The sequence below is a fragment of the Streptomyces sp. Ac-502 genome (genome assembly GCF_045222935.1).
Lineage (GTDB): Bacteria > Actinomycetota > Actinomycetes > Streptomycetales > Streptomycetaceae > Streptomyces > Streptomyces monomycini.
In genome coordinates this window covers 1,340,661-1,354,444 of sequence record NZ_JBHFFO010000001.1, presented here as the reverse complement: position 1 = coordinate 1,354,444, position 13,784 = coordinate 1,340,661, and the positions used below count along the sequence as shown (strand labels likewise).

Annotated in this window: 9 protein-coding genes; 4 read left to right on the top strand and 5 right to left on the bottom strand. The window is 71.0% G+C overall.

The features are described 5' to 3' along the window. Positions 1–16 precede the first annotated feature (16 nt). Positions 17–2,206, top strand: coding sequence for a 3-hydroxyacyl-CoA dehydrogenase NAD-binding domain-containing protein (locus tag ACEXOX_RS05860; RefSeq protein ID WP_406519377.1), 2,190 nt, complete (start codon positions 17–19; stop codon positions 2,204–2,206). 155 nt (positions 2,207–2,361) lie between these two features. Here ACEXOX_RS05860 and ACEXOX_RS05855 read toward each other — a convergent pair whose 3' ends face one another. Together ACEXOX_RS05855 and ACEXOX_RS05850 are read right to left on the bottom strand one after the other, a co-directional pair. Then, positions 2,362–3,756 carry an ATP-binding protein gene (locus tag ACEXOX_RS05855; RefSeq protein ID WP_406519376.1) on the bottom strand — a complete coding sequence of 465 codons (1,395 nt, stop codon included), beginning with the start codon at positions 3,754–3,756 and terminating at the stop codon, positions 2,362–2,364. Between the two features lie 89 nt (positions 3,757–3,845). Continuing rightward, entirely contained in the window at positions 3,846–4,577 is a 732-nt protein-coding gene (locus tag ACEXOX_RS05850; RefSeq protein WP_406519375.1) for a MerR family transcriptional regulator, read from the bottom strand. 232 nt (positions 4,578–4,809) lie between these two features. Here ACEXOX_RS05850 and ACEXOX_RS05845 point away from each other — a divergent pair, with 232 nt between their 5' ends. After that, complete coding sequence (locus ACEXOX_RS05845) at positions 4,810–5,187, top strand: hypothetical protein (RefSeq protein WP_406519374.1); 378 nt, start codon at positions 4,810–4,812, stop codon at positions 5,185–5,187. 455 nt (positions 5,188–5,642) lie between these two features. Next, positions 5,643–7,013, top strand: a complete 1,371-nt coding sequence (locus tag ACEXOX_RS05840) for an amino acid permease (RefSeq protein ID WP_406519373.1) — start codon at positions 5,643–5,645, stop codon at positions 7,011–7,013. Between the two features lie 90 nt (positions 7,014–7,103). Here the strand turns inward: ACEXOX_RS05840 and ACEXOX_RS05835 are convergent, their stop codons facing one another. The 3 genes from ACEXOX_RS05835 to ACEXOX_RS05825 all read right to left on the bottom strand — a co-directional run bounded on the left by ACEXOX_RS05835 (position 7,104) and on the right by ACEXOX_RS05825 (position 11,505). Next, positions 7,104–8,663 (bottom strand): MFS transporter, encoded by a 1,560-nt coding sequence (locus tag ACEXOX_RS05835; RefSeq protein ID WP_406519372.1) that lies wholly within the window; start codon positions 8,661–8,663, stop codon positions 7,104–7,106. 131 nt (positions 8,664–8,794) lie between these two features. Then, a complete protein-coding gene (gene sph, locus ACEXOX_RS05830) occupies positions 8,795–9,838 on the bottom strand; it encodes a sphingomyelin phosphodiesterase (RefSeq protein ID WP_406519371.1) in 1,044 nt (347 codons plus the stop codon). Positions 9,839–9,987: 149 nt separating this feature from the next. Then, on the bottom strand, positions 9,988–11,505 hold the full coding sequence (locus tag ACEXOX_RS05825; protein WP_406519370.1) for a M1 family metallopeptidase: 1,518 nt from the start codon (positions 11,503–11,505) through the stop codon (positions 9,988–9,990). 246 nt (positions 11,506–11,751) lie between these two features. Between ACEXOX_RS05825 and ACEXOX_RS05820 the strand changes: the two genes are divergently transcribed. Next, complete coding sequence (locus ACEXOX_RS05820; RefSeq protein WP_406519369.1) at positions 11,752–13,716, top strand: Xaa-Pro dipeptidyl-peptidase; 1,965 nt, start codon at positions 11,752–11,754, stop codon at positions 13,714–13,716. Positions 13,717–13,784: the final 68 nt, after the last annotated feature.

Sequence of the window (13,784 nt, the reverse complement as noted above, 5' to 3'; positions counted from 1 at the left end):
ACGGAGTACGCACCCCATGAGTGAATCCACCACCATCCGCTGGGAACAGGACGAGACCGGCGTCGTCACCCTCGTCCTCGACGACCCGGACCAGTCGGCCAACACGATGAACGAGGCCTTCAAGACCTCGCTGACCGCCGTCGCCGACCGCCTGGAGGCCGAGCGGGACACCGTACGCGGCGTCATCTTCACCTCCGCCAAGAAGACCTTCTTCGCCGGCGGCGACCTGCGCGACCTGATCGCCGTCACCCCTGAGCACGCCGAGCGGGCGTTCGAGACGGGCCAGGGCATCAAGCGCGACCTGCGCCGCATCGAAACCCTCGGCAAGCCCGTCGTCGCGGCCATCAACGGCGCGGCTCTCGGCGGCGGTTACGAGCTGGCGCTCGCCTGCCACCACCGCGTCGCCCTCGACACCCGCGCCACCAAGATCGGTCTGCCCGAGGTGACCCTCGGCCTGCTTCCCGCGGCCGGCGGCGTGGTCCGTACGGTCCGGCTGCTGGGCATCGCCGACGCGCTGCTGAAGGTGCTGCTCCAGGGCACCCAGTACAACGCCACGCGCGCCCTGGAGAACGGCCTGATCCACGAGGTCGCGGCCACGCCCGAGGAGCTGACCGGGAAGGCGCGCGCGTTCATCGACGCCAACCCCGAGGCCCAGCAGCCCTGGGACGTCAAGGGCTACAAGATCCCCGGCGGGACCCCGGCCCACCCGAAGTTCGCCGCCAACCTCCCCGCCTTCCCGGCCAACCTGAAGAAACAGCTGAACGGCGCCCCCTACCCGGCCCCGCGCAACATCCTCGCGGCAGCCGTCGAGGGCTCCCAGGTCGACTTCGAGACCGCGCAGACCATCGAGGCGCGGTACTTCGTCGAGCTGGTCACCGGCCAGGTCTCCAAGAACATGATCCAGGCGTTCTTCTTCGACCTCCAGGCCGTCAACTCCGGCGCCAACCGCCCCAAGGACATCGCGCCGCGCACGGTCGAGAAGGTCGCCGTCCTCGGCGCCGGCATGATGGGCGCCGGCATCGCGTACTCCTGCGCCAGGGCCGGGATCGAGGTCGTCCTCAAGGACGTCTCCCTGGAGGCGGCCGAGAAGGGCAAGGCGTATTCGGCGGGCCTGCTCGCCAAGGCGCTGAGCCGCGGCCGGACCACCGAGGCCAAGCGCGACGAGCTGCTCGCCCGCATCACCCCCACCGCCGACCCGCAGGACCTGGCCGGCTGCGACGCCGTCATCGAGGCGGTCTTCGAGGACACCGCCCTCAAGCACAAGGTGTTCCAGGAGATCCAGCACATCGTCGCCCCCGATGCGCTGCTGTGTTCCAACACCTCCACGCTGCCCATCACGGGCCTCGCCGAAGGCGTCGAGCGGGCGGCCGACTTCATCGGTCTGCACTTCTTCTCGCCGGTCGACAAGATGCCGCTGGTGGAGATCATCAAGGGTGGGCGGACCGGCGACGAGGCGCTGGCCCGCGCCTTCGACCTGGTACGCCAGATCCGCAAGACCCCCATCGTCGTCAACGACTCGCGCGGCTTCTTCACCTCCCGCGTCATCGGCCACTTCATCAACGAGGGCGTGGCGATGGTCGGCGAGGGCGTCGAGCCGGCCTCCGTGGAGCAGGCCGCGGCCCAGGCGGGCTACCCGGCCAAGGTGCTCTCCCTGATGGACGAGCTGACCCTCACCCTCCCGCGCAAGATCCGCGACGAGACCCGGCGGGCGGCCGAGGCGGCCGGCGGCACCTGGCCGGAGCACCCGGCCGACACCGTCATCGACCGCATGGTGGACGAGTTCGGGCGGCCGGGCCGCAGCGGCGGCGGAGGCTTCTACGAGTACGGCGAGGACGGCAGGCGGGGCGGCCTGTGGCCGGGCCTGCGCGAGCACTTCACCCAGGCCGGCACCGAGATCCCCTTCCGCGACATGCAGGAGCGGATGCTGTTCGCCGAGGCGCTGGACACCGTGCGGTGTTTCGAGGAGGGCGTGCTCACCTCCGTCGCGGATGCCAACATCGGCTCCATCCTGGGCATCGGCTTCCCCGGCTGGACCGGCGGCGTCATCCAGTACATCAACGGCTACGAGGGCGGCCTGCCCGGGTTCGTCGCCCGCGCCCGCGAGCTCCAGGCGGCGTACGGGGAGCGGTTCGCGCCGTCCGCGCTGCTGCTGGAGAAGGCGGCGAAGGGGAGAAGTTCAGCGACGCGTGAGACGCGTGGGACGTGAGACGCGTGGTGGTGCGGGCGGCCCGGGGCCGGTCCGCACCACCACGGACCCGGCCGGTCGGTCCCACCCGGCCGGTCGGACCTGCCCGGCCGTCAGCCCCGCCTAACTGATCGGCCCTGGCTGATCGGACCCGCCCGCCCGGCCGCTCAGTCCCGTCAGTCCCGTCTGAGGCGCCACGCCGCACGGGAACCGGCCCGGTCCGGCACCGGCTCGATCTGCCCGGCGTCCCGCAGCCGGTGGAAGACCCGCTTCATCCGGTTCTCGGAGGCGATACCGGTGATCCGGCGCGCGATCCGGTTGGGGATCTCCGGGTTGGACCGCAGGTACTGGAGCACCAGTTCCTCGGGCCGGGCCAGCGGCGTGTGCTCCAGCACCACGACGAACGCGTTGTCCTCCACGAAGAACCGCGGCTCCCTGAGCTTCGCCGCCTTCATCGTGCTCAGTACGGTGTCCAGCCCCTCGCCGATGTCCTTGTTCGGCGGGTCCGGGTACTTGTTCAGCAGCCGCACGATCGTCGGGTTGCGCGCGAAGCGGTCCGTGAACAGGGTGTCCGGCGTCATGTGGCCGGGCAGCCGGCCCGGACTGCGGACCTCCACCCGGTTGTCGAAGACCGAGATCAGGATGTCGTCGGAGAGGTTGTAGTCCCGGTGGATCACCGCGTTGACGATGATCTCCTTCAGCGCCTCCGGCGGATAGGCCATCGGCGACAGGGCGCCGTCCGGGCCCAGCACCGGCACCGACTGGATGATCCGGGTGACCGCCGCCAGCGTCCGGTCGATCAGCAGCCGGGCCGGCCCGTCCACCGTCGTCGGCGCCGACTTCAGGTGCCGGCGGTCGGGGACCTGCTCCCCGGTCTCGTACCGGGCGATCTTCACCGAGCACTTCTTCGGTACGACGACGGGCGGCTCGGCGGCGAACAGGACGGCGCCGGCCACGGTCGCCGGCGATCCGCCGCGGTCCACCAGGCGCTGGCGGCGCAGGAACCGTTCGGCGGAGGTGCTCGGGCTGTACCGGCCGAGGAAGACGTGCAGTTCGTCCTCGTCCCGCAACTCCTCCAGGGTGTAGTCGCGCAGCAACTGGTCCTCGTAGGAACGGGCGCCCTTGGACAGCGACAGATCGGTGATCTGCGTCCCCTTCAGGCGCCGTGACTGGGCGCCCCTGCGCTGCGGCACCTCGCCGCGCGCCGTCCGGTGCACGTCCGGGCTCTTGTGGACCGTGACCAGGCAGGCCCAGCCCAGCTCCGGGTGCCCGTCCACCCGCAGGAACTCGATGTCGTACGGAACCGGCGGCTCCACCTGGTCGACCATGGCCTGCTGGACGAAGTTGGCGTCCTCCAACGAGGCGAAGCCGCGCCACCGCGCCAGCCCGCGCCCGCTGCGCGGATCCTCGATGCCGACGATGAACTCCCCGCCCTCGGCGTTGGCCAGGGCGGCCGCGATGACCTGCACGACCGCCCCGCCGGCGCGGCCGCTCTTGAACTCCCAGAAGTGGCTCTCCTGCCGGGCGAGAATGTCCGCCGCCTCGGCCCGGGAAATGCTGCGCCCCTCCACCCACGGCCTCGTCTCGCTCGTCGGGCTGTGCCGCACCGCCGGTCACCCCCGCCGGACCGGTACCCACGTCATGCCCGCCGGGCGCGGGATCACTCCTCGGCGTAGGTCGCCCGCAGCTCCTCGCGCATCGACCGCTGGAAGGCCGTGACCAGCGCCTGCACCACCATCGGCTGCATGTGCGCGGAGAGCGACTTCATGGACTCCACCTGCTCGGGGTCCGACTCGCGTGCGCGGTAGGGGCCCCAGACCTCGTCATGGAAGAGCCGGGTCAGCTCGCGCGCCGCTGAGCGCGTGTGCTCCTGCACGACAGTACGGGCGGCGAGCAGCGTCTCCAGCGCCACCGGTACGTCCAGCAGCCGGATGCCCAGGTGGAGGACGGCCGGGTCGACCCGGAACGCGTCGGGGTCCCCGGTGCGCTCCAGGACGTCCATCGCCGCCAGCCGGCCGATGTCGTCCTCGCTCAGCGCTCGGCCCGCGCGGCGCTCCAGCTGGGCCCGGGTCGCCTCCTCGGCGGAGTCCGGCGACCAGGAGGCCACCAGCGCGCGGTGGATGGCGAGGTCGTGGGCGCTGAGGTCGTCGGGCAGCCGGGCCAGGTAGCGCTCGATGGCGGCCAGCGTCATGCCGTGGTGCTGGAGTTCCTCGATCAGGGCGAGCCGGGAGAGGTGGGCGGCGCCGTACCGGCCGACGCGGCGCGGGCCGATCGCGGGCGGGGGCAGTAGCCCCCGGGTGCTGTAGAAACGGACGGTGCGCACGGTCACGCCCGCGCGGGCGGCCAACTCGTCGACGGTGAGTGTCGGTTCTTCCCCGGCCCCGGTGGCCATGGCGCGCCTCACTTCCCTCGCTGCGTCCGCGCGGGTGCCCGCGCCCCCTGCGCCCGCCGCGTCCGTGCCGCGGCCGACCGTGTTCAACAGTATTGCTGTCTCACCGGCCTTGTGAAACCTTCCGGGGCCTGGCGGGAGTGAGGTGCGCGGGTGGGTGACCGTGCGCGGTGGACCGCGGGTCTGCACGCTTTGGGGCGGACACGCGTCTCCACGGTCCTGGGATCATGGGCGCATGTCCCGCCTGCCCATTGAGCGCCGTCCGCTGACCGTGTCCGAGCGAGCCGTGCTGGAGCACATCCTCGCCGCCGACTTCGCCGGAGCGTACGAGTTGCGTGGCCAGCTGGACCGGACGGATGTCGTGGCCCGCTGGGGGCCCGGATCGGTGAGCGTCGACCTGCGGGTCCGGGAACCGGTGCGGTGCGCGGCCATGCCCTCCGAGCTGGTGCCCGTCGACGCGCACGTCCACGACCGGTACGGCGAGTACCTCGGTGAACTGCTGGTGTGGACCGACAAGGGCGCCAGCCTGGCAGCGCTGGAGTACGCCTGGATCACGGACGAGATGCCGGAGTCTCTGCCGTCCACGGACCAGGTGCTGGTCACGGTGCGCTGACCCGCCTGCTCCCCGGCGGCGCCCTCCCGGCGCCTGCGCCGCGCTCTCGACTCGGCGGCGGTTTCCAGCCAGCGCAGACCGGAACGCGACGGTGCGCGTCGCTCTCCTGAGTGAGGAGTGATGACCGGAGCGTGGCGGAATGCGGGGCTCATCGACGTGACCCCGACAAGCCATTCCGGTCATAACCGGACGGATTATTGATGGCTCATACATGCTGTGATCCAGCACACAGACGAGGGGGCGGCTCTGGGGGAAGGTGTGCCGTCGGCCGGACTCGCGTGACCCGTGGGACCGGTGACGGCTCCATCGCCTGCCCGAAAGCGAGATGAACCAGCTGTGAGCACGGAAACCGTCCAGGAAGACGCCCACAGGCCACCGGACGGGGGAAGGCCTCGACCGCCCAGGACGCGGGAGACGCCGGATACAGCAAGGGCCTCAAGGGCCGGCACATCAACATGATCGCGATCGGCGGGGCGATCGGCACCGGCCTGTTCCTGGGCGCCGGCGGCCGGCTCGCCTCCGCCGGACCCGCGCTCGCCGTCGCGTACGCGGTCTGCGGCCTGTTCGCGTTCTTCGTCGTACGGGCCCTGGGTGAACTGGTGCTGCACCGCCCGTCCTCGGGCTCCTTCGTCTCGTACGCGCGGGAGTTCCTGGGGGAGAAGGGCGCCTACGTCGCGGGCTGGATGTACGTCGTCAACTGGTCCACGACCGGTATCGCCGACATCACCGCGATCGCCCTCTACACCCACTACTGGAGCCTGTTCACCGACGTACCGCAGTGGGCCATGGCGCTGATCGCGCTCGCGGTGGTGCTGGCCGTCAACCTCATCTCGGTGAAGATCTTCGGCGAGATGGAGTTCTGGTTCGCGATCATCAAGGTCGCGGCCCTGGTCGTCTTCATGTTCATCGGCATCTTCCTGCTGACCACCCAGCACCCGGTGGGCGGCGAGACGCCCGGCCTGAACCTGATCACCGACCACGGCGGCTTCTTCCCCAGCGGCCTGCTGCCCGTGGTGGTCGTGCTCCAGGGCGTGGTCTTCGCCTACTCCGCCGTCGAACTGGTCGGCGTCACCGCGGGCGAGACCAGCGAGCCGGAGAAGGTCGTGCCCAAGGCCGTGAACTCGATCATGTGGCGGGTCGGTGTCTTCTACGTCGGCTCGGTCATCCTGCTCGCGCTGCTGCTGCCGTGGAACAAGTACACCGGCTCCGAGAGTCCCTTCGTGACCGTACTGTCCAACGTGGGCGTACCGGCCGCGGGCGACGTGATGAACCTCGTGGTGCTCACCGCCGCGATGTCCAGCCTGAACTCCGGCCTGTACTCGACCGGCCGCATCCTGCGCTCGATGTCGATGGCGGGCTCGGCGCCGAAGTTCGCCGCCCTGATGAACCGCAACCAGGTGCCGTACGGCGGCATCATGCTCACCTCGGCGGTGTGCGTGCTGGGCGTCGGCCTCAACTACCTGGTGCCGGGCAAGGCGTTCGAGATCGTGCTGAACATCGCGGCGCTCGGCATCATCAGCACCTGGTGCACGATCATGCTCTGTCACATGGTCTTCGTCCGGCGCTCCCGCGCGGGCCTGGTCGACCGCCCCCGCTTCCAGCTGCCGGGCACGCCCGTCACCGACATCGTGACCATCGTCTTCCTGCTGGGCGTCGTCGTCCTGATGGCCTTCGACAGCGAGGGCGTGGGGCAGCAGACCGTGATGCTGGTGCCGGTCATCGGCGCCGCGCTGTTCGGCGGCTGGTTCGCGGTCCGCGGCCGGGTGAGCCGGATCGCGGCCGAACGCGAGGCGGCGGCCGGCCGGGCGACGCTCGACAAGGGGTGACCGCGAGTCCGTAGAACACGGTGAAGGGCGGTCGCGCGCAAGCCGCGCGACCGCCCTTCACCAAGCGGACGATTCAGCCGCCTGCCCCTCTCACCGCTCGTCCGTCCCTCTCGCCGCTTCCGCGGCCTTGTCGAGTCCGGCCCGCGCGCTGCGGTCGGCGGCCCGCCGGATCACGGTCGTCAGCACCGTGACCACACAGGTTAGGGCGACCGAGACCACCGTGGTCCACATGGCGGCACGCGCGTACCCGGCGGCGGTCGGCGCGCTGCCGGCCAGGGCGAAGAAGGCCGCGCCGATGACCGCGACACCGGCGGCCCCGCCGAACTGCTGGGCGGTGGTGAGGACCCCGGCGCCGATCCCGGCCCGCTGCGCGGGCACCCGCACCAGCGAGGCGCCGATCAGCTGCGGGAAGGTGAGCCCGTTGCCCACCCCGGCCACCGCCATCGTGACCACGACCCAGGGCAGCGCCCCGCGGTCCGGCAGGAAGTGGAGCACGAGGGTGAGCGCCGTCAGGCCGGCCACCGTGACGACGCTGCCCAGTTGCAGTATGCGCAGGCCGAAGCGCTGCACCAGCGGACGGCTGAGCAGCGAGCTGGCCGCGAAGCAGACGCCGGTCGGCGCGAAGGCCAGCCCGGCCCCGAAGGGCCCCAGCCCGAAACCGCCCTGGAGCAGCAGCGTCAGGGTGAACATCACGCTCGCCCAGTACGCCATGAAGGCCGCCCCCGTCACCACCCCGGCGAGGTAGGACCCCTCACGGAACAGTGTGAGGTCCAGGACGGGCGCACCGCCCCGGGCGGCCAGGGACCGTTGCCAGAACACCGTGGCCGCGCCCACCGGCAGGGAGGCCGCCAGACAGAGCCAGGTCCAGACCGGCCAGCCGGCGGTCCGGCCCATGGCGAGCGGTACGAGCACCAGGCCCAGCGTCAGCGCCACGCCGCCCGCGCCGGCCAGGTCCAGCCGGGCCCGGCGCCCGGAGCGCACCGAGGGCAGGAACCGCAGGGCCAGCAGGGCCGCGACCACGCCGATCGGCACATTGATCAGGAACAGCACCCGCCAGCCGAGTCCGAGGATGTCGGCGTCCAGCATCAGTCCGCCGAGCACCTGCCCGGCGACCGAGGCCGTGCCGCCGGCGACGCCGTACCAGGCCATCGCCCGGCCTCGGGCGTGCACCGGGAACGTGGCGGTGATCGTGGCGAGCACCTGCGGCACCATCACGGCCCCGGCGAAGCCCTGGAGGAGGCGGGCGCCGACCAGCTGGGCCGGGCTCACCGCGATGCCGCACAGCAGCGAGGTGACGGCGAAGGCGATCAGCCCGACGATGAACGTACGCCGGTGCCCGAAGAGGTCACCGAGCCGGCCGCCAGTGATCATGCCGCTGGCGTACGCGAAGGCGTAGCCGCCGACGATCAGTTCGAGGGCGGCGGGCCCGGCGTGCAGGTCCTTCTCGAACGAGGGGGCGGCGACATTGACGACGAAGAAGTCGAACTGCGCCATGAACCACGCGGACAGCAGGACGGCGAGCAGCGGTCCCGGACGCGGGGCGACGGCGGTCGTGGGGAGGGCCGCGCGGAAGCGGCCCGTGGATCGGCTGATAACTCGGTCACGACAGCATCCTGGACCCCCGGTGTCCAGGAAGGCAAGTGGCGCCAAGGTTCTTTGCCCCTTACATAAGGTCCGCTCGCGCGGGGTCCGCTTGTACGAGGTCCGCTCGCGCGAGGACCAGTTGCCCGAAGTCCGCCCGCCGACCCGCCATGAAGGACCGCCCCGGCCGGAGCCCCGGCCTACTTCGAACGCTGAGCGGCCACCACGGGGTAGTGGTCCGAGAGGTTCGTGTACGTGTAGTCCTTGCCCCAGCTCGACACCGTCCAGGGGGCGGACCGCTCCGCGACGACCTCGTTGGACCAGCCGGCGGGCCGGGCGTGGCCGCGGCGGTGCAGGACGTGGTCCAGGTCCTCGCGCGGGTCGTCCGGGTAGCGGTACGCCGCGACGGAGTTCTCCCGGGTGTCGAAGGAGTACGGGTGTCCGGTGCGCGCGTCGGCCGCCACGAGACCGGCGTCGGTCAGCAGGGAGGCGAATTCGGGGCTGCGCTTGTCCACGTTCAAGTCCCCGGCGACCATGACCTGTTCGTCCGCCGGGATGTGCTTCGCGTCCAGGAAGGCGTCGATCTCCTTGAACTGCTTCGCCCGGACCGCCGCCGCTTCGCCCGCCTTGCAGCCCGGGTCGGTCGACTGGGCGTGGGTGCCGACCACGTGCACCGTGGTACCGCGGACGTTCAGCACCGCATAGGCGAAGCCCTTGTTGGACCAGTAGTCGGCACCGCAGGCGTCCTTGAACACGTACTGTTCCTTGCGGAGCAACGGCCACTTGCTCAGCAGGGTGACCCCGCCGTCCTCCGGAGTGGCGGCCGAATAGGCGCCGCCGGTGGCGTCCCAGCCGCTCTTGCCACGCCCGACCACCGGCGTCTGGTGCGGATACTGGGCCGCCGCAGCCGACTTGAGCGCGTCGGAGGACGTGTTGTCGAAGGCTTCCTGGAGGACGACGACGTCCTGGCCTCGGAAGAACCCGGCGGCGGGAATCGCCTTGGCCCGGTGGTCCTGGCCCCAGACGGGGTAGAGGCTCTTGCTCATCAGGAAGACGTTGTACGAGAGCACGTTCACCGCAGGCACCGCAGGCACCGCAGGCACCGCGGCCGCGGGCCGGGCCGCCGGCGGCTGGGCGGCCGACGCCGCGGGGGCCATGGCGCAGCACGCCGTGACGGCCGTTCCGGCGGCCAGTGCCGTGGCGAGGGCGGCGGTGAGCGGACGGTGTGGCGGACGGTGCGGCATACGGACTCCTGGTGGCGTGCGGCGGATGACCCGCCGAACATCGAACCAGGCGCACTTACTTCTGAGTAACTATTGGGTGGCGCGGAGATGGAGGGGACGTGGCACGTGCGGCGGGGCCCGGCGCACACCGCGCCGGGCCCCGCTCCACGTCAGTGCTGGTGACCGTGGTCGTGGTCGTGCACGGTGTTCGTGGCCTGGATCGACTTCCAGGACTTCGGCTGCGCCGGTGCCTTGGCCGGGGCGGTCGACCGGGCGCCGAACGCCTTCTTCGCCGCCGGGGCCGCGGGCTTGGACGGCTGGAAGAGCCAGGTGTCGAACAGTCCGGCGAGCGGCTTGCCGGTCTTGCGCTCGGCGTACGTCACGAAGTCCTGTACCGAGGCGTTGCCGTACTTCTTGTCGGTGGGCCAGGACTTCAGGAGCCCGAAGAACGCCCGGTCGCCGACCTCGTTGCGCAGGGCCTGCAAGGTGAGCGCGCCCCGGTCGTACACGGCGCCGTGGAACTGGTTGTCCGGGCCCGGGTCGCCCGGCTTGACCTTCCAGAACGGGTCGTCGGCCGGGTGCTGGGCGTACACGTAGTCGGCCAGCTCCTGACCGGTGCCCTCACCCTCCTTCTCCGACCACAGCCACTGGCTGTAGCGGGCGAAGCCCTCGTTGACCCAGACGTCCTTCCAGTCCTTGACCGAGACGCTGTCGCCGTACCACTGGTGCGCGATCTCGTGCACCACCACGGAGACGTTGGTGCCGTTGGCGAACGCCTCCTTGCCGTAGAACGGGCGGGTCTGCGTCTCCAGCGCGTACCCGGCCTTGACGTTGGGGACGTAGCCGCCGACGGAGTTGAACGGGTACGGGCCGAAGACCGACTCCAGCCACTCCGTGACCTCGGTGGTGCGCTCGATGCTCGCGCGCGCCGAGCCCTCGTACGAACCGAGGTCCTTGCTCACGGCGTTGATCACCGGCAGACCGCTGGCCGTGGTGTCCTTGGTGACGTCGAACTTGCCGACCGCCAGCGTGGTCAGGTACGGCGCCTGCGGCTTGTCCGAACGCCAGTTGTAGCGCGTCCAGCCGAGCTTGGAGGTCTGCGACAGCAGGACGCCGTTGCTGAGCGCCTGGTTGCCGTCCGGCACCGAGACCGAGATGTCGTACGTCGCCTTGTCGGTCGGGTGGTCGTTGCTCGGGAACCACCACACGGCGGAGTCCGGCTCCTGCGCGATCACCCCGCCGTCCGGCGTGCGGTGCCAGGCGGAGTAGCCGTCGATCTTCAGCTCGGACGGCTTGCCCGCGTAGCGCACGACGACGCTGATGTCCTTGCCCTTGGGCAGCGGCGTGGCCGGCGTGATCTCCAGTTCGTGCTTGCCGGAGGTGGCGAAGGACGCCTTCTTGCCGTTGACGCGTATCTCGCTGACCTTCAGGCCGAAGTCGAGATTGAAGCGGTTCAGGTCCTGGGTGGTCTTGGCGAGCAGCGTCGCCGTGCCCTCCAGCAGGTCCGTCTTCGGCTGGTACTTCAGCCGCAGGTCGTAGTGGGAGACGTCGTACCCGCCGTTGCCGCTCTCGGGGTAGTAGGAGTCGCCCGCGCCCGGAGCGCCGGGTGCGTAACTGGCCGCGGAAGCCGGGATCGCCAGCAGCAGGCTGAGGGCGGCCGCACCCGGAACGATGAGTCTGTGACGCACGAAATCCTCCAGCTTGTCAGGGGAGGTGGGCCTGGTGGGCCCAACAGATCCTCAGATGTTCAGACCTTATGTACCGGGGGCCCGCCCGTCATGTCCATGGCCGCATCTGACACATGACCGACATCAGGACGTCACAGGTCGCTCCTGCTCACCGTGCGGCACGGCACCCCGCGGACACCGCTCCGTTCCCGCCCGCCACCCCGCGCACTCTTACGCACAGGAGTTCCCCCGCGCTACCGTCCGCCCGTGACCCCTAGCGCGCGGTTCCCCCGCATCCCCTGGAAAGCGCTCGTGGCGGCGGTGGCCGTCGCCCTGTTGACCACGCTCACCGGCCCGGCGTCCGCCGCCCAGGCATCCTCCGGTGGCTCCAGACCCGTGTACTCCTACGACCGCGCGATACGCGAATCGGTCTGGGTGGACACGAGAATCGACGGCGACTCGGACGGACGCACCGACCGGGTCGCCGTCGACATCGTGCGGCCGCGCGAACCCGCGCAGCAGGGCCGCCGGGTCCCCGTGATCATGGACGCCAGCCCCTACTACTCCTGCTGCGGACGTGGCAACGAGAGCCAGAAGAAGACCTACGACAGCGCCGGACGGCCCGTGCAGTTCCCGCTGTTCTACGACAACTACTTCGTGCCGCGCGGCTATGCGGCGGTCCTGGTCGATCTGGCGGGCACCAACCGCTCGGACGGCTGCGTGGACGTCGGCGGACGCTCCGACATCCAGTCCGCGCGCGCCGTCGTCGACTGGCTCAACGGCCGGGGACGCGCCTACGACTCCCGTACCGGCGGCAAACGCGTCACCGCCGGCTGGTCGAACGGCAACACCGGCATGATCGGCAAGAGCTGGGACGGCACCATCGCCAACGGCGTCGCCGCCACCGGCGTCGAAGGCCTGAAGACCATCGTGCCCATCGCCGCCATCTCCTCCTGGTACGACTACTACTTCGCCAAGGGCGCCCCGCTGTACGGCTCGGGCCCCGACCGGCTGGCCGACTACGTCAACAGCCCCGAAGCGCGCCTGCGCTGCGACGCCGTGCAGAAGAAACTCGCCGAGGGCGCCCCGCGCACCGGCGACTGGACCCGGCTGTGGACCGAACGCGACTACGTCAAGGACGCGGAGAACGTCACCGCCAGCGTCTTCGCCGTCCACGGCATGCAGGACCTCAACGTCCGCACCAAGCACTTCGGCCAGTGGTGGGACGCGCTCGCCGACAACGGCGTCGAGCGCAAGGTCTGGCTCTCCCAGACCGGCCACGTCGACCCGTTCGACTTCCGCCGGTCCGCCTGGGTGCCCACCCTGCACCGCTGGTTCGACCACTACCTGATGGGCTACGACAACGGCATCGACGACGAGCCGATGGCCGACATCGAACGCGCCCCCGACCGGTGGACCACCGACCGCGTCTGGCCCGCCGCCGGAACCTCGGCCACCACCGTACGGCCGCGCAACGGCAACGCCCCGGGCGTCGGCGACCTCGGCACCCGGCGCGCGCCGCACGGCGCCACCGAGACCTTCACCGACGACCCGCGCCTGAACGAGGAGGACTGGTCCGCGCAGATCGACACCTCCACCCCCGCGAAGGCCGGATTCACCACCAAGCCCCTCGCCAAGCCGCTGCGCCTGTCCGGCTCCGGCAAGGTGACCGTCACGGCCACCCCCAGCACCAGCACCGCCCACCTCTCCGCCGTGCTGGTGGACCTCGGGCCCGACACCATCCGCAACTACGGCGCGGCGGGCGAGGGCATCACCACCCTCGCCGACCGCACCTGCTGGGGCGCGAGCACCACCGGTGACAGTGCCTGCTTCAAGGAGACGAAGGCCGACACGGTGAACGTCGGCCACACCGTCTTCAGCCGCGGCTGGGCCGACCTGGGCAACTGGGCCGACCCGGGCAAGGGCCGCCCGCTGACGCCCGGCAAGCCCTACACGATCACCCTCGACCTGGCCGCGAGCGACCACGTCGTCCCCGCCGGGCACCGGCTCGCCCTGATCATCGCCGGGACGGACGCCGGCCTGATCGACCCGCCGTCCACGACTCCGCGCCTGACCCTCGACCTCGCCCGCACCGCCGCCCGCCTGCCCGTCGTCGGCGGTGGCAAGGCGCTGGCCGCGGCCACTGCGGGGACCGGCGCGGCGCGGATCGCACCGGCGCCGAGGCACGGCGTGGAACCGTCCGTACCGAGCCGCATACCGCAAGCGCGCTGACACGACTACGGGGCCGGGCCGTCATGGTCCGGCCCCTTCGTCTCCGTACGTGTGCGTCCGTACCCGGC